The organism is Microbacterium sp. No. 7 (assembly GCF_001314225.1).
Taxonomy (GTDB): domain Bacteria; phylum Actinomycetota; class Actinomycetes; order Actinomycetales; family Microbacteriaceae; genus Microbacterium.
Genome location: NZ_CP012697.1, coordinates 1,791,962 through 1,813,906 on the forward strand (window position 1 = coordinate 1,791,962; position 21,945 = coordinate 1,813,906).

The 21,945-nt window shown below is 70.8% G+C and carries 18 protein-coding genes; 15 read left to right on the forward strand and 3 right to left on the reverse strand.

Annotated elements, in window-relative coordinates; all coding sequences use genetic code 11:
• Position 1 precedes the first annotated feature (1 nt).
• The 5 genes from glyA to gcvP all read left to right on the forward strand — a co-directional run bounded on the left by glyA (position 2) and on the right by gcvP (position 7,173).
• On the forward strand, positions 2-1,312 hold the full coding sequence (gene glyA / locus AOA12_RS08165; RefSeq protein ID WP_054681854.1) for a serine hydroxymethyltransferase: 1,311 nt from the start codon (positions 2-4) through the stop codon (positions 1,310-1,312).
• Positions 1,309-2,685, forward strand: coding sequence for an L-serine ammonia-lyase (locus AOA12_RS08170; protein ID WP_054681856.1), 1,377 nt, complete (start codon positions 1,309-1,311; stop codon positions 2,683-2,685). The genes glyA and AOA12_RS08170 overlap by 4 nt, the downstream gene beginning before the upstream one ends.
• 13 nt (positions 2,686-2,698) lie before the next feature.
• On the forward strand, positions 2,699-3,892 hold the full coding sequence (locus AOA12_RS08175; RefSeq protein ID WP_054681858.1) for a glycine cleavage system aminomethyltransferase GcvT: 1,194 nt from the start codon (positions 2,699-2,701) through the stop codon (positions 3,890-3,892).
• Positions 3,889-4,266, forward strand: a complete 378-nt coding sequence (gene gcvH / locus AOA12_RS08180; RefSeq protein ID WP_054681860.1) for a glycine cleavage system protein GcvH — start codon at positions 3,889-3,891, stop codon at positions 4,264-4,266. Before AOA12_RS08175 ends, gcvH begins: the two co-directional genes overlap by 4 nt.
• Before the next feature lie 81 nt (positions 4,267-4,347).
• On the forward strand, positions 4,348-7,173 hold the full coding sequence (gcvP, locus tag AOA12_RS08185; protein WP_231637243.1) for an aminomethyl-transferring glycine dehydrogenase: 2,826 nt from the start codon (positions 4,348-4,350) through the stop codon (positions 7,171-7,173).
• A 171-nt stretch (positions 7,174-7,344) separates the two neighbouring features.
• On the opposite strand, the gene AOA12_RS08190 is transcribed toward gcvP, so the two are convergent.
• Together AOA12_RS08190 and AOA12_RS08195 are read right to left on the reverse strand one after the other, a co-directional pair.
• Entirely contained in the window at positions 7,345-8,322 is a 978-nt protein-coding gene (locus AOA12_RS08190; protein WP_054681865.1) for a hypothetical protein, read from the reverse strand.
• Between the two features lie 284 nt (positions 8,323-8,606).
• Positions 8,607-9,395, reverse strand: a complete 789-nt coding sequence (locus tag AOA12_RS08195; RefSeq protein WP_054681867.1) for a CPBP family intramembrane glutamic endopeptidase — start codon at positions 9,393-9,395, stop codon at positions 8,607-8,609.
• A gap of 134 nt (positions 9,396-9,529) precedes the next feature.
• On the opposite strand from AOA12_RS08195, the gene AOA12_RS08200 reads away from it, so the two are divergent.
• The 6 genes from AOA12_RS08200 (at position 9,530) to typA (ending at position 17,452) form a co-directional block, all read left to right on the forward strand.
• On the forward strand, positions 9,530-11,167 hold the full coding sequence (locus tag AOA12_RS08200; protein ID WP_054681869.1) for a peptide ABC transporter substrate-binding protein: 1,638 nt from the start codon (positions 9,530-9,532) through the stop codon (positions 11,165-11,167).
• Positions 11,168-11,325: 158 nt separating this feature from the next.
• Complete coding sequence (locus AOA12_RS08205; RefSeq protein ID WP_054681871.1) at positions 11,326-12,255, forward strand: ABC transporter permease; 930 nt, start codon at positions 11,326-11,328, stop codon at positions 12,253-12,255.
• Positions 12,245-13,192 (forward strand): ABC transporter permease, encoded by a 948-nt coding sequence (locus AOA12_RS08210; RefSeq protein WP_054681873.1) that lies wholly within the window; start codon positions 12,245-12,247, stop codon positions 13,190-13,192. Before AOA12_RS08205 ends, AOA12_RS08210 begins: the two co-directional genes overlap by 11 nt.
• On the forward strand, positions 13,189-14,892 hold the full coding sequence (locus tag AOA12_RS08215) for a dipeptide ABC transporter ATP-binding protein (protein ID WP_054681876.1): 1,704 nt from the start codon (positions 13,189-13,191) through the stop codon (positions 14,890-14,892). The genes AOA12_RS08210 and AOA12_RS08215 overlap by 4 nt, the downstream gene beginning before the upstream one ends.
• A gap of 1 nt (position 14,893) precedes the next feature.
• The gene (locus tag AOA12_RS08220) at positions 14,894-15,448 is read left to right on the forward strand and encodes a PH domain-containing protein (protein ID WP_054681877.1); all 555 of its coding nucleotides are present in this window, start codon (positions 14,894-14,896) and stop codon (positions 15,446-15,448) included.
• Between the two features lie 90 nt (positions 15,449-15,538).
• The gene (typA, locus tag AOA12_RS08225) at positions 15,539-17,452 is read left to right on the forward strand and encodes a translational GTPase TypA (RefSeq protein WP_054681879.1); all 1,914 of its coding nucleotides are present in this window, start codon (positions 15,539-15,541) and stop codon (positions 17,450-17,452) included.
• Between the two features lie 98 nt (positions 17,453-17,550).
• On the opposite strand, the gene AOA12_RS08230 is transcribed toward typA, so the two are convergent.
• Positions 17,551-18,108, reverse strand: coding sequence for a helix-turn-helix domain-containing protein (locus AOA12_RS08230; RefSeq protein ID WP_335337372.1), 558 nt, complete (start codon positions 18,106-18,108; stop codon positions 17,551-17,553).
• A 58-nt stretch (positions 18,109-18,166) separates the two neighbouring features.
• Here AOA12_RS08230 and AOA12_RS08235 point away from each other — a divergent pair, with 58 nt between their 5' ends.
• From AOA12_RS08235 to istB, 4 genes are all read left to right on the forward strand, one after another.
• Positions 18,167-18,883 carry an AzlC family ABC transporter permease gene (locus tag AOA12_RS08235; RefSeq protein WP_054686885.1) on the forward strand — a complete coding sequence of 239 codons (717 nt, stop codon included), beginning with the start codon at positions 18,167-18,169 and terminating at the stop codon, positions 18,881-18,883.
• Positions 18,880-19,194, forward strand: a complete 315-nt coding sequence (locus AOA12_RS08240; protein ID WP_054681882.1) for an AzlD domain-containing protein — start codon at positions 18,880-18,882, stop codon at positions 19,192-19,194. Before AOA12_RS08235 ends, AOA12_RS08240 begins: the two co-directional genes overlap by 4 nt.
• 258 nt (positions 19,195-19,452) lie before the next feature.
• The gene (istA, locus tag AOA12_RS08245; protein WP_054679554.1) at positions 19,453-21,132 is read left to right on the forward strand and encodes an IS21 family transposase; all 1,680 of its coding nucleotides are present in this window, start codon (positions 19,453-19,455) and stop codon (positions 21,130-21,132) included.
• Entirely contained in the window at positions 21,129-21,941 is an 813-nt protein-coding gene (istB, locus tag AOA12_RS08250; RefSeq protein ID WP_054679557.1) for an IS21-like element helper ATPase IstB, read from the forward strand. Before istA ends, istB begins: the two co-directional genes overlap by 4 nt.
• Positions 21,942-21,945 lie beyond the last annotated feature (4 nt).

The window sequence follows — 21,945 nt, forward strand, 5'->3', positions numbered from 1 at the left end:
GATGGTGACGACCGATTCCACCGCAGCCGTTCTCACCGCGTCGCTCGCGACGATCGACCCCGAGGTCTCGGCGGCGATCGCGGCCGAGCTGCAGCGCCAGCGCAGCGGCCTCGAGATGATCGCATCCGAGAACCACGCACCGCTCGCGGTCATGCAGGCGCAGGGGAGCGTGCTCACCAACAAGTACGCCGAAGGCTATCCGGGCCGCCGCTACTACGGCGGCTGCGAGCACGTCGACGTCATCGAGACGCTGGCGATCGAGCGGGCCAAGAGCCTGTTCGGCGCCGCCTACGCGAACGTGCAGCCGCACTCGGGCGCGCAGGCGAACGCCGCCGCGATGCACGCGCTGATCAAGCCCGGGGACACCATCCTCGGCCTCGACCTCGCGCACGGCGGCCACCTCACCCACGGCATGCGGCTCAACTTCTCGGGGCGTCTCTACGAGGTCGTGCCGTACCACCGCTCGCCCGACACCGAGGAGATCGACCTCGGAGAGGTCGCGCGCCTCGCCCGCGAGCACCGGCCCGCGCTGATCATCGCCGGCTGGTCGGCGTACACGCGCGCGCTCGACTTCGCGCCCTGGCGCGAGATCGCCGACGAGGTGGGCGCCTACCTGCTCGTCGACATGTCGCACTTCGCCGGCCTCGTCGCCGCGGGCCTGCACCCCTCGCCCGTGCCGTACGCGCACGTGACGACGACGACGACGCACAAGACGCTGGGCGGTCCGCGCGGCGGGCTCATCCTGTCGATGGACGCCGACATCGCCAAGCGCCTGAACTCGGCGGTCTTCCCGGGACAGCAGGGCGGCCCGCTCGAGCACGTCATCGCCGCGAAGGCCGTGGCCCTCAAGCTCGCCGCCGGCGAGGAGTTCCGCCGTCGGCAGCAGCGCACCGTGGCGGGCGCCCGCATCCTCACGACGCGCCTCAGCGCGCCGGACTGCGTCGCCGCGGGCGTGCGGGTCGTGGGCGGAGGGACCGACGTGCACCTCGTGCTCGTCGACCTGCGTGACAGCGCGCTCGACGGCCGCGCCGCCGAGGAGCGCCTGCACCGCATCGGCATCACCGTCAACCGCAACGCCGTGCCGGACGACCCCCGCCCGCCGATGGTCACGAGCGGCCTGCGGATCGGGACGCCGGCGCTCGCGGCCCGCGGATTCGACGACGCCGCGTTCGTCGAGGTCGCCGACATCATCGCGGCGGCCCTGCTCGCGTCCGACGACGAGCTCGCCCCGCTCGCCGGTCGCGTCGACGTCCTCGCGGCGGCCCACCCGCTCTACGCCGGCACCGACGACACGCTCCCGGGGATCCGATGAGCGGGTACGTGGGCGTCTTCGACCTGTTCACGATCGGGGTCGGGCCGTCGAGCTCGCACACCGTGGGGCCGATGCGGGCCGCCGCCGACTTCGCGGCCCGTCTCGGCCCGCGGGCGGCGCACGCGACCGGGGTCGACGTCGAGCTGTTCGGCTCGCTGGCGGCCACCGGCGCCGGGCACGGGACGCTCACGGCCGTGCTGCTCGGGCTCGAGGGATGCCGGCCCGACGCCGTGCTCCGCGACGAGGTCGAGCGGCGTGCCGCCCGCATCGCGGACGAGCGCCGGCTGCGGCTGGCCGGCGGCGGCGAGATCCCCCTGTGCGCCGACGACATCGTGCTCTCGCCCCGCACGGTCAAGCCCCGTCACGCGAACGCCGTGCGATTCCGTGCGACCGGACCCGACGGCGCCGTCCTCGACGAGGCGGTCTACTACTCCACGGGCGGCGGCAGCATCGAGCGGGAGGGCGACGTCGCGCCCGCCGCGCCCGCGGACGCCGTTCCGCTGCCGTTCCGCAGCGCCGCCGAGCTCCTGGAGCTCTGCGCCGCGGAGCGCACCGACGTCGCCGGCATCGCCTGGCGCAACGAGACGTCGCGCCGAACGGCCGAGGAGGTGCAGGACGGCATCCTGCGCATCCGCGACGCCATGGACGACTGCGTCCGCAGCGGCGTCGCCGCCGACGGCGTCCTTCCCGGAGGGCTGCGGGTGCGCCGTCGGGCGCCCGACTGGCACGACCGGCTCCTTCGCGAGGACCCGCGGCGCGACGTCGCCTACGCGCAGGAATGGGTCAACCTCGTCGCGCTCGCCGTCAACGAGGAGAACGCCGCCGGAGGACGCATCGTCACGGCGCCGACCAACGGCGCCGCCGGCATCGTGCCCGCCGTGCTGCACTACGCGCGCACCTACACCCCGGCCGCGGCATCCGGCGTCTCCGACGGCGAGATCACCCGGGTCTTCCTGCTGACGGCCGCCGTGATCGGTGCGCTGTGCAAGACGCGCGCGTCGATCTCGGGCGCGGAGGTGGGATGCCAGGGCGAGGTCGGCTCGGCGTCGGCGATGGCCGCCGCCGCGCTCGCCGCGGTGCTCGGCGGCACGCCCGCCCAGGTCGAGAACGCCGCGGAGATCGCGATGGAGCACAGCCTCGGGCTGACGTGCGACCCCGTGGGCGGGCTCGTGCAGATCCCGTGCATCGAGCGCAACGCGGTCGCCGCGGGCAAGGCGATCAACGCCGCCCGGATGGCGATGTGGGGCGACGGAAGCCACCGCGTCTCGCTCGACGAGGTGCTCGAGACGATGCGGCAGACCGGCCGCGACATGAGCTCGAAGTACAAGGAGACGGCACGGGGCGGACTCGCCGTGAACGTCGTGGAATGCTGAGCGGAAGGACACCATGACAGACAGCAACGACGCCGGTCCCGGCGAGCGGTCCCGGTTCACGCCCCTGAGGGAGCGGCACGAGGCGCTCGGCGCATCGTTCACCGATTTCGGCGGCTGGCAGATGCCGGTGCGCTACACGTCCGACCTCGCCGAGCACCGCGCGGTGCGCGAGGCCGCCGGCATCTTCGACATCTCGCACATGGCGGAGTTCACGATCGACGGCGCGGAGGCCGCGGTCTTCCTCGACCACGCCCTCGCGGGCCGCCTGTCGAACATGGCCGTCGGCAAGGCGAAGTACTCGCTGCTGCTCGCCGAGCCCCGCGGCATCGTCGACGACGTCATCGTGTACCGCCTCGCCGAGGACCGGTTCCTCATCATCTCCAACGCGGGCAACCGCGACGCGGTGTCCGAGGCGCTCCGGGCGCGCACCCGTTCCTTCGCGTTCGGCCGCACCCCCGAGCTCGTCGGCGACGACGGATCGTTCGGCTTCGTCGTGGGCGAGACCGGCGTGCGCGTCGAGGACGTCTCCGACCACTACGCGCTGCTCGCCGTGCAGGGCCCGAACGCCGAGGCGATCGTCGCCGCGACCGAGGGCATCACCGAGGTCTCCACGCCCTGGTCCGAGCAGAGGTACTACGCCTGGGCCGACGGCCTGTTCCAGGGGACTCCGCTGCTGATCGCCCGCACCGGCTACACGGGCGAAGACGGCTTCGAGCTGCTCGTCGCCGCCGACCGCGCGCCCGCCCTGTGGGACGCCGTCGTCGCCGCGGGCGCCGGCCACGGCCTGGTGCCGTGCGGCCTCGCCGCCCGTGACACCCTGCGCCTCGAGGCCGGGATGCCGCTGTACGGCCACGAGCTCTCGCTCGACGTCGTCCCCGCCCAGGCCGGCCTCGGCCGGGTCGTCGCGGCCGACAAGGAGCGCTTCGTCGGCAAGGAGGGCATCGAGCCCGCCGACGGCGCCCGCGTGCTCGTCGGCCTCGCCGCCTCGGGCCGCCGCGCGGGCCGCGCCGGCTACGCGGTGACGGATGCCGACGGCGCCGTCGTCGGCGAGATCACCAGCGGCGCGCTCAGCCCCACCCTCGGCCATCCGATCGCGATGGCCTTCGTCGACCCGTCCGCCGCGGACGGCGACCTGTTCCTCGACGTGCGCGGCACCAGGATCCCCGCGACCGTCACCGACCTGCCTTTCTACCGGAGGAAGAAATGACCGATCTGAACACGCTCCGCTACAGCGAGGAGCACGAGTGGGTCGCCCTCGACGGCGACGTGGCCACCGTCGGCGTCACCGACTACGCCGCGGAGCGGCTGGGCGACGTCGTCTTCGTCGAGCTGCCCGCCGTGGGCACCGAGATCCAGGCGAACACCGTCGTCGGCGAGATCGAGTCGACCAAGTCGGTCGGCGAGCTCTACGCGCCGATCTCCGGCGAGGTCGTCGAGATCAACGACGACGTCGTCGCCGACCCGGCCCTGGTCAACTCCGGCCCCTTCGAGGGCGGCTGGCTGATCAAGGTGCGCGTCGCCGACGGCGCCCTCGACGGCCTGCTCGACCGCGACGCCTACGTCGCCCTCACCGAGGGCTGATCCCGCGTGACCCGGGACACCACCGGCGGCGACGTCTTCGCCGACCGTCACATCGGCATCGACGCGGCCGCCGAGCGCGTCATGCTCGACGCGCTCGGCCACGAGAGCGTCGAGTCCCTCGTGAAGGCCGCCGTGCCGGCATCCATCCACGCCCGGCCCGTGGCCGACAGCGCGATCCCGGAGGCCGCGACCGAGGCCGAGGCCCTCGCCGAGCTGCGGGAGCTCGCGGCGCAGAACACGGTGCGCCGCGCGATGATCGGCCTCGGGTACCACGACACGATCACCCCGTCGGTGATCAGCCGCAACGTGCTCGAGAACCCGTCGTGGTACACCGCCTACACGCCGTACCAGCCGGAGATCTCGCAGGGGCGCCTGGAGGCGCTGATCAACTTCCAGACCATGGTGACCGACCTGACCGGCCTGGCGACCGCGAACGCGTCGATGCTCGACGAGGGCACCGCGGTGGTCGAGGCGATGCTCATCGCCCGCCGTGCGGTGCGCGGCAAGGGCGCGGTCTTCGCGGTCGACGCCGACGCGCTGCCTCAGACGAAGGCGCTGCTCGCCTCGCGCGCCGAGGCGCTCGGCATCGAGATCGCCGAGCTCGACCTCGCCGCGGGAGAGATGCTCCCGGACGGCGTCTTCGGCGTCGTCGTCCAGTACCCCGGCGCCTCCGGGCGCGTGTGGGACCCGTCGGGCGTCATCGACGCCGTGCACCTCGCGGGCGGCCAGGCGGTCGTCGCCGCCGACCTGCTCTCGCTGGCCCTGCTGGCCTCGCCGGGCTCGCTCGGCGCCGACATCGCCGTGGGCACGACCCAGCGCTTCGGCGTGCCGCTCGGCTTCGGCGGCCCGCACGCGGGCTACCTGGCCGTGCGCGCGGGCCTCGAGCGTCAGCTGCCCGGCCGCCTCGTCGGCGTCTCGCAGGACGCCGAGGGCCACCCCGCCTACAGGCTCGCCCTGCAGACCCGCGAGCAGCACATCCGCCGCGAGAAGGCGACGTCGAACATCTGCACCGCACAGGTGCTGCTGGCCGTCCTGGCATCCATGTACGCCGTGTACCACGGGCCCGACGGCATCCGCCGGATCGCGACCGAGACGGCGCAGAAGGCGGAGGCGCTCGCCGCCGCGCTGCGCGCAGCGGGCCTGAGACTCGCGGGCGAGGCGTTCTTCGACACCCTGCAGGTGACGGGCGTCGACGCCGCCGCCGTCGTCGAGAGGGCGAGGGAGGCAGGCTACCTGCTGCGCCTCGTCGACGAGAGCACCGTCGGGATCACGGCCGACGAGACCACGACCGCGGCCGATCTCGCCGCCGTCGCGGCCGCCTTCGGCGTCGAGGTCGCGGGCGGCGCGTTCGGCACGGGCCTCGCCTTCCGCGACGCGACCCCCCTCGCGGGCGTCGCGGCCGCGCTGCACCGCGCCGACGGCTACCTGACGCATCCCGTGTTCACGAGCCACCGCTCCGAGACCGCGATGATGCGCTACCTCAAGCGCCTCGCCGACCGCGACTACGCGCTCGACCGCGGCATGATCCCGCTGGGCTCGTGCACGATGAAGCTCAACGCCGCCACCGAGATGGCGGCGGTCACGTGGCCGGAGTTCTCCCGCATCCACCCGTTCGCCCCGGCGGAGGACGTGCGGGGATACCTCGAGCTCATCGATCAGCTCGAGGCCTGGCTGGCGGAGGTCACCGGCTACGACGCGGTCTCCCTGCAGCCCAACGCGGGCTCGCAGGGCGAGCTCGCCGGCCTGCTCGCGATCCGCGGCTACCACCGTGCGAACGGCGACGCCGGGCGCGACGTGTGCCTCATCCCGTCGTCGGCGCACGGCACCAACGCGGCATCCGCGGTGCTCGCGGGCATGCGCGTCGTCGTCGTCGCGTGCGACGAGGCCGGCAACGTCGACCTCGACGACCTGCGGGCCAAGGTGGCCGACCACGCCGACGACCTCGCCGCGCTCATGATCACCTACCCGTCGACCCACGGCGTGTACGAGCACGACGTGCTCGACATCACCCGCGCGGTGCACGACGCCGGCGGCCAGGTGTACGTCGACGGCGCGAACTTCAACGCGCTCATCGGCTACGCCCGCCTCGGCGAGCTGGGCGGCGACGTCTCGCACCTCAACCTGCACAAGACGTTCGCGATCCCGCACGGCGGCGGCGGTCCCGGCATCGGCCCCGTGGCGGCGAAGGCGCACCTCGCGCCCCACCTGCCCGGGCATCCCCTCGCGCAGCGCGACGCGCACGCGGGCGGGCACGTCTTCGCGGGCGGCCCGGTCTCGGCCGCGCCCTACGGCTCGGCGGGCGTGCTGTCCATCTCGTGGGCGTACATGCGCATGATGGGCGCCGACGGCCTCGCCCGCGCCACGGCATCCGCGGTGCTCTCGGCGAACTACATCGCCCGGCGCCTCGGCGCGCACTACCCGGTGCTCTACACGGGCGACGACGGCCTGGTCGCGCACGAGTGCATCCTCGACCTCCGCCCCCTGCGGGACGAGACGGGGATCACGGTCGACGACGTCGCCAAGCGGCTCATCGACTACGGCTTCCACGCGCCGACGATGTCGTTCCCGGTCGCGGGGACCCTGATGGTCGAGCCCACCGAGTCGGAGGACCTCGGCGAGGTCGAGCGGTTCATCGAGGCGATGATCTCGATCCGGCGCGAGGCGCTCGCCGTGCAGGCGGGGGAGTGGCCGGCCGACGACAATCCGCTCGTGAACGCCCCGCACACCGCGGCGGCCGCCGTCTCGGACGCCTGGGACCACGCCTATTCGCGGGAGGTCGCCGTGTACCCCGTGCCCTCGCTGGTGCGCGCCAAGTACTGGCCCCCCGTGCGCCGCGTCGACAACGCCTACGGCGACCGCAACCTCGTCTGCGCCTGCCCCCCGCCCGAGGCGTTCGCCGCCGTCTGACGCGCCTCTTCCCTCCTGCTCCCGCCTGCCTCCCCGCGAGAATGCATCTGGCGGCCGAGAGTGCGGTTCGTCGCCGCGTTCTCGGCCACGGGATGCGGTTTCGGCCGCCAGATGCGTTCTCGGCCGCGGGATGCGGTTTCGGCTGTGGGGTGCGGTTGGGTGGGGAGGGGCTCAGGTGTCGTGGCGGCGGGGTGCGAGCAGGCGTTTGACGCCGGCGAGGGCGGCGGTGTTCTCCGGGGCCACGGTCTGCAGGCCCTGGCCGAGCAGGAGCGCGCGGTAAGGGTCCACGAACGTGACCTCCGTCCACCCGAAGTGCGCGATCTTCGACACCTCGCCCGCGAGGAGGCGGATGTCGCGTGTGCGCCGCTTCTGCAGCGCCTCGAGCGGATCGCCGTGGGTTCCGTCGTATTTGACGTCGCCGTCGGCCTCCGCGAGGAGGCGCAGATGCGGCCACCAGAGATCCCCGCGATCGGTCGTGCCGCCGGTCGCGACGAACTCACGCTGGAGAACGGGATCGGGAAACCCCAGCCACTCCGTGACGGCGCGGGACACCGACTCGAGCGGGCTCTCGGCGAGCGGGGTCGCGCGATCGATCACCCAGCGCGCGCACGCCCGTCCGCGGCCGCTGGCGCGATGCTCGTTCTCCGCGCGCAGCATGTCGCGCGTGAGGGAGCGGTCGAGCCGCAGGATCGAGTCGGCGACCGCGAGCCCGATGACCGGGTGGCGGTGCCGTGCGAGGGTCACGGCGGTGACGACGGCATCCGTCGCCGTCATCCCGGCTGACGAGAGGATGCCGTCGGTCTCGGTGCGCACACGAGTGCGGATGCCGCCGGACTGCCGCGAGGTCGCGCCGGCGGGAACGCTCACGTGCACGACGTGGGGATCGCCGAAGACGGCGGCGCCGAGAAGCGCCGCGGCGGATTCGTCGCAGAAGACGGCGCCGGGATGGTCGAGCGCCACGGCGTGCACCCGCGCGAGATACCGGTCCCACGGCGCGAGAGCGCGCCACGCCTCCCGCTCGGCGAACACCCCGCGCCGCACCTTGACGGCTTCGCCGCGGGCTATGGCACGCTCCGGGTGGGGCAACGTGTCACGTCGCAGGAGCGCGATCGGGCTCGGACGGAAGAGGATGCCGGTTCTCGATGGCATATGCATGCCCGCTAGCGTGCACTCTTCCCTGCCCCGGCATGCGGCATCCACCCCACACCCGTGGACAGTCCGCCACACCCCCGCCCTGTGGACAACAACTCGCCCACCGCCCCTGCCGCCCCGCCCGACAGTGCATCCGGCGGCCGAGAGTGCATCCGGCGGCCGAGAGTGCGCGCTAGGACCGCACTCTCGGCCGCCAGATGCACTCTCGCGATGTGGGATGTGGGATGGGCGGGTGGATGCGTGGGGCGTGGCGTTGTGAACGTGGGCGATATCCCGCGCGGTCAGGCGAAGAGGGCGGGCCACCAGGCGGCGGCGAGGGGGTAGCCGACGAAGGCGATGACGTCGATCGCGACGTGGGTGACGACGAGGGGCATGACGCGGCCCCAGCGCTGGTAGACCCAGCCGAAGACGATGCCCATCGCGATGTTGCCGACGATCGCGCCGAAGCCCTGGTAGGCGTGGTAGGCGCCGCGCAGGGCGGCGGCGGAGAGGATGATGGTCCACGTGCTCCAGCCGAGCCGGCGCAGCCGGTCGAACAGGTAGCCGACCATCACGACCTCCTCGAGCAGGCCGGCGCGCACGGCCGCGAGCACGAGCAGGGGGATCGTCCACCACGACGGGTCGAGCGGCGCGGCGTCGACGCGCATCGTGACGCCCAGGGCCCGGCCGGCCGCGTAGAGCCCGAGGCCCGGCACGCCGATCACGAGCACGAGCGCGAGCCCCGTGCCGAGATCGCGCCCGGCGCGCGTGAGGTCGAGGCCGATGCGACGGAACGCGGATGCCGCGGGCTCCCACAGCAGGTACAGGGCGAGCGCGACGGGCACGAGGCCGAACAGGATCCCCAGGAACTGGTACAGCACGTCCCAGAACTGCTCGGCGTTCGCGCCCGGGTTCAGCGCGGTGGACTGGTCGCCGAGGGGCGTATCGCGCGTGAGCGCCTGCACCAGCGAGAGCACCGAGTACAGCGCCGACCGTCCCACGGAGAGGGCCAGCACGATCGAGACCTCCCACCACAGCCGAGTGCGGGAAGGCTCGCGGGGGAGGAGCGTCACGCTGTCAGAATGCCACATTCTGAGCCGCTCGAGTCAAGGCTTTGTAACGGTTGGCGATCCCATGTGGTGCATTCGGCATAGCAGTGCCTACGCTGGGACTTTGGCCGCATCGCGCACCAGGCGTGCGGCGGCATCCCTTTACAGGAGGAATTGTGAAGCGCAACAAGATCGCCCTTGCCGGGCTCGCGCTGCTCGCGGCGGGCACCCTCGCCCTTGCGGGCTGCAGCGGCGGCAGCGGCTCGCCGGAGTCCACCGGCGACGGCAGCACCAGCCCCGAGACGTCGGCGGCCATCATCCTGGCCAACGGCACCGAGCCGGAGAACCCCCTGCTCCCTGCCGACACCAACGAGGTCGGCGGCGGCCGCATCCTCGACGCGATCTTCGCCGGTCTCGCGTACTACGACGCCGACGGCGAGCTCGTCAACGACGTGGCGAAGGAGATCGCGGTCGACGACGAGAGCAACCTGACGATCACCCTCAACGAGGGCAACACCTTCACCGACGGCACGCCGGTCACGGCCGAGAGCTTCGTGAAGGCGTGGGACTTCGGCGCGCAGCTGTCGAACGCCCAGCAGAACATGTCGTGGTTCGAGGACATCGAGGGCTTCTCGGCCGAGAAGGACTCGCCCCTCACCGGTCTCGTGGTCGTCGACGAGCACACCTTCACGATCGCCCTGAACAAGCCCGTGGCCGCCGACTTCGCGACCCGCCTGGGCTACTCGGCGTTCTACCCGCTGCCCGAGGTCGCCTTCGAGGACATCGACGCCTACGGCGAGAACCCCATCGGCAACGGCCCCTACAAGCTCGCCGGCGAGGGCGCGTGGCAGCACGACGTGCAGATCGACCTCGTCAAGAACGAGGACTACACGGGCGGCCGCCAGGCCCAGAACGGCGGCGTCACGTTCACGTTCTACGCCTCGTACGACGCCGCCTACGCCGACCTGCTCGGCAACAACGTCGACGTCATCGACAACATCCCGCCGTCGTCGCTCGCCACGTTCGAGGCCGACCTCGGCGACCGCGCCGTGAACCAGCCCGCCGCCGTGTTCCAGTCGTTCACCATCCCGGAGCGCCTCGAGCACTTCGCCGGTGAGGAGGGCGCCCTGCGTCGCGCCGCGATCTCGATGGCGATCAACCGCCCGGAGATCACCGACACGATCTTCAGCGGCACCCGCACGCCCGCGAGCGACTTCACGTCGCCCGTCGTCGGCGGCTGGTCCGACTCGCTCACGGGCGCCGAGGTGCTCGACTACAACGCCGACGAGGCGAAGAAGCTGTGGGCCCAGGCCGACGCGATCGCACCGTGGTCGGGCTCGTTCCAGATCGCGTACAACTCCGACGGCGGCCACCAGCCGTGGGTCGACGCGGTCGCCAACCAGCTGAAGAACACGCTCGGCATCGAGGCGTCGGGCGCTCCCTACGTCGACTTCGCCGGTCTGCGCAAGGACGTCAACGACCGCGTGATCGCGACCGCGTTCCGCACCGGCTGGCAGGCCGACTACCCGGCGGTGTACAACTTCCTCGCGCCGCTCTACGCCACGGGCGCGTCGTCGAACGACGGCGACTACACGAACGCCGAGTTCGACGCGCTGCTCGCCTCGGGTGCCGGCTCGACCGACATCGACGCGGCGAACGCCGACTTCACGAAGGCCCAGGAGATCTTGCTCACGGACCTCCCGGCGATCCCGCTCTGGTACTCGAACGTGACCGGCGGCTTCTCGGAGAACGTCGACAACGTCACCTTCGGCTGGAACTCGGTTCCGCTGTACTACGAGATCACCAAGGACTGACCTCTGTGATCGGACGCGGGGCGGCGGCCACACCGGCCGCCGCCCCGTCGTCTGCGCCGCCACGCCTTCGCTCGTCGCTCTGACCGCGCGAAGCTTGTAGGCTTTCCGCACTCGCCCGCGGTCGATCCGGCCGCGCCGTCCATGCCCGAGGGAGAGCAATGCTGGGCTACATCCTCAAACGCGTCTTGCAGGTCATACCCGTCTTCTTCGGGGCGACCCTGCTCATCTACTTCCTCGTCTTCGCCATGCCCGGCGATCCGATTCTCGCGTTGTTCGGGGACAAGACGCCCAGCCCGCAGCTGCTCGAGAAGCTGCGCGCGCAGTACCTGCTCGACGAGCCCTTCATCGTGCAGTACTTCCACTACCTCGCCGGCATCTTCCAGGGCAACATGGGCGTCACCTTCTCGGGGCAGTCGGTCAACGACGTGCTGGCCCGCACGCTGCCCGTGACGATGCGCCTGGGCATCATGGCGATCGCCATCGAGTTCATCCTGTCGATCGTCATCGGCACGATCTCGGCGCTGCGCAAGGGCAAGATCTTCGACAACGCGTCGCTCATGCTGGCGCTGGTCTTCCTCGCGGTGCCGATCTTCGTGCTCGCCTTCCTCGCGCAGTACTTCCTGGCGATCCAGCTCGGCTGGTTCAAGCCCACCGTCGGGGGCAACAACGACTGGGGCGACCTGTGGCTCCCGGCGATCGTGCTCGGCGTGAGCATGTACGCGACGAGCATGCGCCTCATGCGCGGCTCGGTCATCGACACGCTCAACCAGGACTGGGTGCGCACGGCCTACAGCAAGGGGCTCCCGCGCCGTCGCGTGATCCCCGTGCACGTGCTGCGCAACTCGCTCATCCCGGTGATCACCAACTCGGCGACGAACTTCGGCGTCCTGCTCGTGGGCGCGACCGTCACCGAGGCGATCTTCAACGTCCCGGGCGTCGGCAACACGCTGTTCCGCGCGACGCTCGCGCACGAGGGCCCCACGATCGTGTCGTTCGTGACGGTCTTCGTCATCATCTACGTGCTCGTCAACCTTCTCGTCGACCTGCTGTACGGTCTGCTCGACCCGAGGATCCGCTATGTCAAGTAACGCCAGCCGTATGGAGCACTACGTCGCACCCGTCGAGGAGGCGACGGTCACGGTCGACCAGGTGCGCGTGAGCGACAAGACGTCGAACCTGTGGAACGACGCGTGGCGCGACCTGCGCAAGCGTCCGATGTTCTGGATCTCGCTCCTCATCATCCTCGTCCTCCTCCTGATGGCCGCGTGGCCGACGCTGTTCACGCACACCCCGCCGAACAACGGATGCCAGCTGGCGAACAGCAACGGCGGCCCCGCCCCCGGGCATCCGCTCGGCTTCACCTTCCAGGGCTGCGACATCTGGGCGCGCATCGTGTGGGGGACCCGCACCTCGCTCGCCGTCGGCGTGCTGTCCGCGCTCATCGGCGGCGTCATCGGCCTGGTCATGGGATCGCTCGCCGGCTTCTACGGCGGATGGCTCGACTCGGTGCTCTCGCGCGTCGGCGACATCTTCTTCTCGATCCCCTACATCCTGGCCGCGGTCGTCGTGATGAGCGTCTTCTCCCAGTACCGCAACGTCTTCACCCTCTCGCTCGCGATCGGAGGCTTCGCGTGGGCGTCCACGGCGCGCGTCGTGCGCGCCGAGGTGCTGCGCGTGCGGCAGGCCGACTACGTCACGGCCTCGCAGGCGCTCGGCCTCTCGAGGTTCCGCACGCTGCTCGTGCACGTGATCCCCAACGCCATCGCGCCGCTGCTCGTGCTTGTCACGCTGAGCCTCGCGGCGGCGATCACCGCGGAGGCCACGCTGGCCTTCCTCGGCGTCGGGCTCGGCAGCGAGACGATGTCGTGGGGCAACGACGTCAGCCAGGCGCAGACGTCGCTCCGCGTCGCGCCGATGGCGCTCATCTGGCCGTCGATCGCGCTGACCGTGACCGTGCTGGCCTTCATCATGCTGGGCGAGCTCATCCGAGACGCCCTCGACCCGAGAGCGAGGGCGCAGCGATGAGCGACCACGTCGACACCCCGCTGGTCTCCATCCGCGATCTGCGCGTCGGCTTCGACACCCAGTCGGGCACGCGCGAGGTGCTGCACGGCGTCAGCCTCGACATCTTCCCCGGCGAGACCGTGGCGATCGTGGGCGAGTCGGGGTCGGGCAAGTCCACGACCGCGACGGCGATCCTGCAGCTGCTGCCCGGCACGGGTCGCGTCACGGGCGGCTCCATCACGCTCGCGGGACGCGAGCTGACGGGGCTGCGCCGTGCGCAGATGGAGCAGATCCGCGGCCGCGACATCGGCTACGTGCCGCAGGACCCGATGTCGAACCTCAACCCGGTGTGGAGCATCGGCTTCCAGGTGAAGGAGGCGGTGCGCGCGAACGGCATCGCGACGGGGCGCAAAGAGGTCGAGCGCCGCGCGATCGAGGTGCTGCAGCAGGCGGGACTCGCGGATGCCGCGAAGCGGATGCACCAGTTCCCGCACCAGTTCTCGGGCGGCATGCGCCAGCGCGCGCTCATCGGCATCGGCCTCGCCGCCGACCCGAAGCTGCTCATCGCCGACGAGCCGACCTCGGCGCTCGACGTCACGGTGCAGCGCGTCATCCTCGATCACATGGCGTCGCTGACGCGCGAGAAGGGCACCTCGGTGCTGCTCATCACGCACGACCTGGGCCTGGCCGCCGAGCGCGCCGAGCGCCTCGTCGTGATGAAGAACGGCGAGGTCGTCGAGTCGGGTCCGAGCCGTGAGATCCTCGTCAACCCGCAGCATCCGTACACGCAGCGTCTCGTCGCGGCGGCGCCGAGCATCGCCTCGAAGCGCATCCAGGCCGGTGCCGTGCGCGTGCGCGAGGCCGTCGTCGCGGCCGAGCCGGACGAGCCCCCCGTCGTCGCCGTGCGCGAGCTGGTCAAGGAGTACCGGATCCGCGGCGGCGCCGGCCTGCGCAGCACGCCGTTCCGCGCGGCCGACGGCGTGTCGTTCGAGATCCCGCGGGGTCAGACGCTCGCGCTCGTGGGCGAGTCGGGCAGCGGCAAGTCGACGGTCGCGAAGATGGTGCTCAAGCTGGAGAACCCCACCTCGGGCTCGATCGCGATCGACGGCCAGGAGATCTCTCAGCTGTCGCCGCGGCAGACCTTCGACCTGCGCCGCCGCATGCAGCCGGTCTTCCAGGACCCGTACGGGTCGCTCGACCCGCTGCGCGACCTCGGCAGCCTCATCTCCGAGCCCCTGCACATCCACAGGGTGGGGGACCCGGCGTCGCGCCGCGCGCGGGTGCTGGAGCTGCTCGACCAGGTCGCCCTGCCGCGCGACCTCGTCTCGCGCTACCCGAACGAGCTCTCCGGCGGCCAGCGTCAGCGCGTCGCGATCGCGCGCGCCCTCGCGCTCAAGCCCGACATCGTCGTGCTCGACGAGGCCGTCTCGGCGCTCGACGTGCTGGTGCAGGACCAGATCCTCACCCTGCTCGCCGAGCTGCAGTCGGAGCTCGGCCTCACCTACCTGTTCATCACGCACGACCTCGCCGTCGTCCGCGTCGTCGCCGACCTCGTGTGCGTCATGGAGAAGGGACGCGTCGTCGAGCAGGGGCCCGTCGACGAGATCTTCGTCGCGCCGCAGCAGGAGTACACGCGGCGCCTCCTCGACGCCATCCCCGGCGCGTCGATCCAGCTCGGAGCCGGGATGGGCGAGGGAGCGGCCGACGGAGGGGTCCGGTGACGTGAGCTCTTCGGGCAGCGAGCCCCGGCCGCGCGTGCTGCGCGCCGGCTCGTCGCAGGTGGCGTTCTGGATCGCGGTCGCCCTCGTCGTCTTCTTCACGGCGGATGCCGTCGTGCGGGGCGCGTGGGACGTCGTGCTCTCGTGGGGCGCGGCGGGCGCGCTGATCGTCTGGGCGCTGTGGCTCGTGCAGTATCATTCCTGCGTCCGGCTGGAGCCGTCGCGCATCGTGGTGCAGAACCTGCTCCGTCGCCACGAGGTGCCGTGGGGCCGGGTGGAGGGCATCGTGGCGCGCCCGCAGGTCGCGCTCGAGCTCGCCGACGGGCGGCGTCTGGTCTGCTGGGGCGCGCCCTTCCCGCGTCGGCAGAGCCCGCGGTCGGCCGACGCCGACGCGCGGCCTTCCGGGCACGACGAGATCGTCGACGCGCTGGAGCACGCCCGCGCCGAGAGCGCGCCGAGCGATGCCCCGGTGCGCTCGAGCTGGGACCTCCGCGCGCTCGTGATCGGCGTCGCCCTGCTCGTCCTGACCGTGGCGGCGACGGCGCTCACGGTCGGATGAGGGCCGCGCGGGAGGCGCACAGGACGCGGTCTGTAGAATAGAACGCCCCCGGATTCGGGACGGCATCCCCTTCTGCATTGGAACACCCTCATGGCGCATGCCCTTCGCCCGGACCTCCGCAACGTCGCGATCGTCGCCCACGTCGACCACGGCAAGACGACGCTCGTCGACGCGATGCTGCGTCAGACCGGCTCGTTCGGAGAGCACGCGCACGTCGAGGAGCGCGCGATGGACTCCAACGACCTGGAGCGTGAGAAGGGCATCACGATCCTCGCCAAGAACACGGCGATCACCTACAACGGCATCCACACCGACGTGCCCGTGACGATCAACGTCATCGACACGCCCGGCCACGCCGACTTCGGCGGCGAGGTCGAGCGCGGCCTGTCGATGGTCGACGGCGTCGTGCTGCTCGTCGACGCCAGCGAGGGGCCGCTGCCGCAGACCCGCTTCGTGCTGCGCAAGGCGCTGGAGGCGAAGCTGCCGGTCATCCTGCTCGTGAACAAGACCGACCGACCCGACGCGCGCATCGCCGAGGTCGAGGAGGAGGCGCACGACCTGCTGCTGGGCCTCGCGGGCGACCTCGTCGACGACGTGCCCGACCTCGACGTCGACGCGCTGCTCGACGTGCCGGTCGTCTACGCCTCGGGACGCGCGGGCGCCGCCTCGCGCAACCGGCCCGAGAACGGCGAGCTTCCCGACAACGCCGACCTCGAGCCGCTGTTCGCCGCGATCCTGGAGCACGTGCCCGCGCCGTCGTACGACGACGAGGCGCCGCTGCAGGCGTGGGTCACGAACCTCGACTCGTCGCCCTTCCTCGGCCGCCTCGCGCTGCTGCGCGTGTTCAACGGCACGCTCAAGAAGGGGCAGACGGTCGCGTGGGTGCGCCACGACGGCACGCACGCGAACGCCCGCGTCACCGAGCTGCTGAAGACGCGCGCGCTCGAGCGCTACCCGGCCGAGTCGGCCGGCCCCGGCGACATCGTCGCGATCGCCGGCATCGAGGACATCACGATCGGCGAGACGATCGCCGACCCCGAGGACGTGCGCGCGCTGCCGGCCATCACGGTCGACGACCCGGCCATCTCGATGACGATCGGCACGAACACGTCGCCGCTCGTGGGCAAGGTCAAGGGGCACAAGCTCACGGCGCGCATGGTGAAGGACCGCCTCGACCGCGAGCTCATCGGCAACGTGTCGCTCAAGGTCGTCGACATCGGCCGTCCCGACGCGTGGGAGGTGCAGGGCCGCGGCGAGCTGGCCCTCGCGATCCTCGTCGAGAACATGCGCCGCGAGGGCTTCGAGCTCACCGTCGGCAAGCCCCAGGTGGTCACCCGCAAGGGCGAGGACGGCAAGGTCAAGGAGCCCTTCGAGCACCTCACGATCGACGCGCCCGAGGAGCACCTCGGCGCGATCACGCAGCTCATGGCGGCGCGCAAGGGCCGCATGGAGACGATGACCAACCACGGCACCGGGTGGGTGCGCATGGAGTTCATCGTGCCCTCGCGCGGTCTCATCGGCTTCCGCAGCGAGTTCCTCACCATCACGCGCGGCACGGGCATCGCCAACGCGATCTCGCACGGCTACGACGACTGGGCCGGTGCGATCCAGTCGCGCCAGAACGGCTCGATCGTCGCCGACCGCGCCGGCGTCGCGACGCCGTTCGCGATGATGGCGCTGCAGGAGCGCATGTCGTTCTTCGTGCAGCCCACCGAAGAGGTGTACGAGGGCATGGTCGTGGGCGAGAACACGCGCGCCGACGACATGGACGTCAACATCACCAAGGAGAAGAAGCTCACCAACATGCGCTCGTCGACCGCCGACGAGCTCGAGCGTCTCACTCCGCCGCGTCAGCTCTCGCTGGAGGAGTCGCTGGAGTTCGCCCGCGACGACGAGTGCGTCGAGGTGACGCCCGAGAAGGTGCGCATCCGCAAGGTGATCCTCGACCAGACCGAGCGCGGCCGCGCCGCGAGCCGCCTGAAGCGCCAGGACGCGAACGCGTAGGGCCTGCTCACCCGCTCAATCCCCGGTTCGACCGCGGCGAAGTGCGGGTGCGGCATCCGCACACCCGCACTTCACCGCGGTCGAACGGAGTGAATGGGTCAGCGCAGCTCGCTGATGAGGACGGCTGAGGTCCGCGGCTCGAGGGCCTCGAACACGTGCGGGGCGTCGCCGGGGTAGCTCAGGTAGTCGCCGGGCTCGAGCGTCACGGGCTCGTCCCGGGGACCGGCGACGGCGCGGCCGGCGATGAGCACGACGTGCTCGATCGTGCCGCGCGCGTGCGGATCCGAGGGCTTCGGGGTGCCGGGCTCGGCCTGGATGAGGTAGATGTCGCGCCGCGCGTTCGGCGGGCTGGCCGACAGCAGCGACGCGGCGTAGGGCGCGGATGCCGACAGGATGCGCCGCGCGTCGCCGATGCGCACGAGCGTCAGTGGGGGAGCCTCGTCGTGCACGAAGACCGAGAACGGCACGCCGAGGGCGGTGCCGAGCGCCCACAGTGTCTCGACGCTCGGATTGCCCGAGCCGGCCTCCAGCTGCGAGACCGTGGCCTTCGAGACGCCGGCGCGCCGCGCGAGCTCCGACACCGAGAGCCCCGCGCCCTCGCGTTCGCGGCGGAGGGCGGTGGCGATGCGCGTGCCGAGCGGTTCCATGCCGTTCATCATTTCATCCGACTGTTCCGTTTGACGAACGGTGCCGCGAACGTTCAGAATAATGACCATGCGTTCATCTGACCGGCCGGACGGGCGGACACCGGCCGAGGTGCGCCTCGCGCGCCGCGAGGGCCTCGGCGTGGCGATCGCGACGAGCGCCTACGGCGTGTCGTTCGGCGCGCTGGCCGTGGCGTCGGGCCTCGACGTGTGGCAGACCTGCGTGCTGAGCCTCGTCATGTTCACGGGCGGCTCGCAGTTCGCCTTCGTCGGCGTCATCGGCGCCGGGGGACTGGCCGCCGCGCCCGCCGCGATCGCGTCGGCGGCGCTGCTCGGCGTGCGCAACGTCGCCTACGCCATCCGCATGGCGCCCGTGATCGGCGGGCCACTGCAGCGCGCCGCGGCCGCCCAGTTCACGATCGACGAGTCGACGGCGGTCTCGCTCGCGCAGACCACGCCGGCCGCGCGACGCGCGGGCTTCTGGATCACCGGCATCGGCATCTACGTCGGGTGGAACCTGACGACGCTCGCCGGCGCCCTGCTCGGCGACGTGCTCGGCGACGTGCGCGCCTACGGGCTCGACGCCGCTGCCGCCGCCGCGTTCCTCGCCCTGCTGTGGCCGCGGCTGAGACAGCGTCAGGCGATCGCCGTGGGCGTCGGCGCGGCGGTCGTCGCGACCGCGCTCACGCCCGTGCTGATGCCCGGCCTGCCGGTCATCGTCGCCGCGCTCGTCGCGGTCGTCGTCGGCGCCGCCAACTGGCTCGCACCCCGGGAGCGCACGCCGTGACGCTGTGGACGGCGACCATGATCGCCTCGATCGTCTGCGTCGCGCTCAAGGCGATCGGCTACCTCGTCCCGCCGCGCTGGTTCGACGCCCCGACGCCCGCGCGCATCACCGATCTGCTCACGGTCGCCCTGCTCTCCGCGCTCGTCGCCGTGCAGACCCTCGGCGCGGGCCAGGCGGTGATCGTCGACGCCCGCGTGCCCGCCGTGCTCGTGGCCGCGGGACTGCTCATGATGCGGGCGCCGTTCCTCGTCGTGGTCGTCGCCGCGGCCGCCGTCGCGGCGCTGCTGCGACTGTGGGGCGTCGCGGCCTGAGCCGGCCTGCGGACCGCCTTGGCCCGGGAGGGGAACGGAGACCGTCCATAGCGCGTTCATCAGTCGCGCAGAACGCGCGCTTAGCCGTGCTCTCTATGGTCGGCTCGTCGGTGACTATGGCAGCGTAAGTCGGACCCACCAGGGCAATCTAAGCGGAGACCACTTGCTGCTTGACGGGGTGTCCACGGCAGCCTGAGCCGAGTCCACCTCCACCGTTGACGGAACTGTTGTTCCGGATGCTGATGGTGGAGGTTTGGGATGGGATCTCGGGTGGATGTGTTCGCGGCGATTCGGCGTGATGCGCGGGTGGAGGAGCTCTCGATCAGAGAGCTTGCGCGCCGTCATCACGTTGGGCGAGCGACGGTGCGGCAGGCGTTGGCTTCGCCGGAACCGCCGCCGAAGAAGACGCGGGTGAGGTCGGCGCCGAGGCTTGACCGGTTCAAGCCCGCGATCGACGCGATGCTGCGGGAGGATCTGACGGCACCAAGGAAGCAGCGCCACACCGCGACCCGGGTACTGGATCGTCTTATTGAGGAGCACGGAGCGACTGAATTGTCGTATTCGACTGTTCGTAACTACGTCCGCTTTCGCCGGCCCGAGATCGACGCGGTCGCGGGCCGGCGGGTGGAGGTCTTCATCCCTCAAGACCACCAGCCAGGTGCGGAGGCTGAGGTCGATTTCGGCGAGGTGTGGGTGGTGCTAGCTGGGGTGAAGACGAAGTGCCACATGTTCGTGTTCCGGCTCTCTCACTCGGGGAAGGCGATCCACCGGGTTTATTCGACTCAGTCGCAGGAAGCATTCCTCGAGGGCCACATTGATGCGTTCGAAGAGATTGGCGGCATCCCGACCCGGCATATCCGTTACGACAATCTGACATCGGCAGTCCAGGCGGTGCTCTATGGCAACGGGCGCGGCCGGATCGAGAACGAGCGGTGGGTGCTGTTCCGCTCCCACTACGGGTTCGATTCGTTCTACTGCCAACCCGGTATCACGGGCGCACATGAGAAGGGCGGCGTTGAGGGTGAGGTCGGGCGGTTCCGGCGAACACATTTGACACCCATGCCGGTTGTCGATTCCCTCGCAGAACTCAACGCGAGAATCCGCGCCTGGGACGCGGCGGATGACAGGCGGCGGATCGCGTCGCGGATTCGCACAGTCGGCCAGGACTTCGCCGTCGAACAGGCACTGCTGTCGCCGCTGCCGTATGAGCGATTCGATCCAGGCCTGACGCTGCATCCGCGGGTCGACAGGTCGAGTCTGATCACGGTTCGGATGGCGAAGTACTCCGTCCCCGCCCATCTGATCGGCCGGAACGTCCGCGTCTCATTACGCGCGTCCGTGGTCGTCGTTTTCGACGGGCACCAGGAAGTTGCCCGCCATGAGCGAGTTGTCGCGCGCGGCGGACAATCAGTCGTCCTCGACCATTACCTCGAGGTGTTGCGTCAGAAGCCCGGAGCGCTCCCGGGAGCCACCGCCTTAGCGAGGGCGCGGGAGGCCGGAGTGTTTACGGCTGCCCACGATGCGTTCTGGGCGGCCGCCCGCAAGACCGATGGTGATGCCGTCGGCACGCGAGCCCTCATTGATGTTCTGCTTCTGCACCGGAGCATGCCCGCAGAGGAAGTGATCGCCGGCATCCACGCAGCACTCCAAGTCGGGGCAGTCACCGCCGATGTCGTCGCTGTCGAAGCCCGCAGACAAACTTCGACGGGTGGGCCTGGCCTGCATGGTCATCTCCGTGAACTCGCGTCTGGCCGCGAGCAACGAGTTGTCAGTCTCACCCAACGCCGTCTCGCTGATCCGGCCGCGGTGATCGCAGGTCTCCCGGCCGACACGAGACCACTGCCGAGTGTCGCCGGCTACGACGAACTCTTGGAACGTCGGGCACGCCCGACGCTCACGGACGAAGCGATTGATCGGGAAGGAACCACGGGAACATGACCACGAAACCCACCACCGTCACGACGACGCTGCGCCGGAGACGCGGGCTCACCGAAGAAGCAGCGATCGCGGCTGTCGATCAGGCCTGCCGGCGTCTCCGGCTCCCGACTGTCCGCGCCGTCGTTGACGAGGCCCTGGTGACCGCGAACCGAGAGCAGCTGTCCTACCAAGGGTTCCTGGCAGAGCTACTGCTCGCGGAGTGCGATGATCGCGATCGGCGCTCCTCGATTCGGCGCGTGTCTGCGGCTGGCTTCCCGCGGAGCAAGTGGCTCGGTGACTTCGATTTCGACGCGAACCCGAACATCAACCCGGCCACGATCCACCAACTCGCTACCGGTGACTGGATCCGCAAAGGCGAACCGCTCTGCCTCATCGGCGACTCCGGTACCGGGAAATCGCATCTACTGATCGGTCTGGGAACCGCGGCTGCAGAGAAGGGCTATCGGGTCAAATACACGCTCGCGACGAAACTCGTCAACGAACTCGTCGAAGCCGCCGACGAGAAGCAGCTCGCCCGCACCATCGCTCGCTACGGCCGCGTCGACTTGCTCTGCATCGATGAACTCGGCTACATGGAACTCGACCGCCGCGGAGCCGAGCTCCTGTTCCAGGTCCTCACCGAACGCGAAGAGAAGAACTCCGTCGCGATAGCCTCCAACGAATCGTTCTCCGGATGGACGAGGACCTTCACCGACCCGAGGCTCTGCGCTGCGATCGTCGACCGACTCACGTTCGGTGGCAGCATCATCGAAACCGGCACCGACTCCTATCGCCTCGCCCACACCCGCCGACTCACTGACCAGGTCTGACCGA

Excerpts from the sequence above, each read along its gene's own strand:
- AOA12_RS08170 (WP_054681856.1), top strand. The coding sequence starts at position 1,309 with ATGAGCGGGTACGTGGGCGTCTTCGACCTGTTCACGATCGGGGTCGGG.
- istB (WP_054679557.1), top strand. The coding sequence starts at position 21,129 with ATGACCACGAAACCCACCACCGTCACGACGACGCTGCGCCGGAGACGC.
- glyA (WP_054681854.1), top strand. The coding sequence starts at position 2 with ATGGTGACGACCGATTCCACCGCAGCCGTTCTCACCGCGTCGCTCGCG.
- AOA12_RS08230 (WP_335337372.1), bottom strand. The coding sequence starts at position 18,108 with ATGAACGGCATGGAACCGCTCGGCACGCGCATCGCCACCGCCCTCCGC.
- AOA12_RS08190 (WP_054681865.1), bottom strand. The coding sequence starts at position 8,322 with ATGCCATCGAGAACCGGCATCCTCTTCCGTCCGAGCCCGATCGCGCTC.
- AOA12_RS08210 (WP_054681873.1), top strand. The coding sequence starts at position 12,245 with ATGTCAAGTAACGCCAGCCGTATGGAGCACTACGTCGCACCCGTCGAG.
- AOA12_RS08235 (WP_054686885.1), top strand. The coding sequence starts at position 18,167 with ATGCGTTCATCTGACCGGCCGGACGGGCGGACACCGGCCGAGGTGCGC.
- AOA12_RS08205 (WP_054681871.1), top strand. The coding sequence starts at position 11,326 with ATGCTGGGCTACATCCTCAAACGCGTCTTGCAGGTCATACCCGTCTTC.
- gcvH (WP_054681860.1), top strand. The coding sequence starts at position 3,889 with ATGACCGATCTGAACACGCTCCGCTACAGCGAGGAGCACGAGTGGGTC.
- AOA12_RS08215 (WP_054681876.1), top strand. The coding sequence starts at position 13,189 with ATGAGCGACCACGTCGACACCCCGCTGGTCTCCATCCGCGATCTGCGC.
- AOA12_RS08195 (WP_054681867.1), bottom strand. The coding sequence starts at position 9,395 with ATGTGGCATTCTGACAGCGTGACGCTCCTCCCCCGCGAGCCTTCCCGC.
- istA (WP_054679554.1), top strand. The coding sequence starts at position 19,453 with ATGGGATCTCGGGTGGATGTGTTCGCGGCGATTCGGCGTGATGCGCGG.
- gcvP (WP_231637243.1), top strand. The coding sequence starts at position 4,348 with ATGCTCGACGCGCTCGGCCACGAGAGCGTCGAGTCCCTCGTGAAGGCC.
- typA (WP_054681879.1), top strand. The coding sequence starts at position 15,539 with ATGGCGCATGCCCTTCGCCCGGACCTCCGCAACGTCGCGATCGTCGCC.
- AOA12_RS08175 (WP_054681858.1), top strand. The coding sequence starts at position 2,699 with ATGACAGACAGCAACGACGCCGGTCCCGGCGAGCGGTCCCGGTTCACG.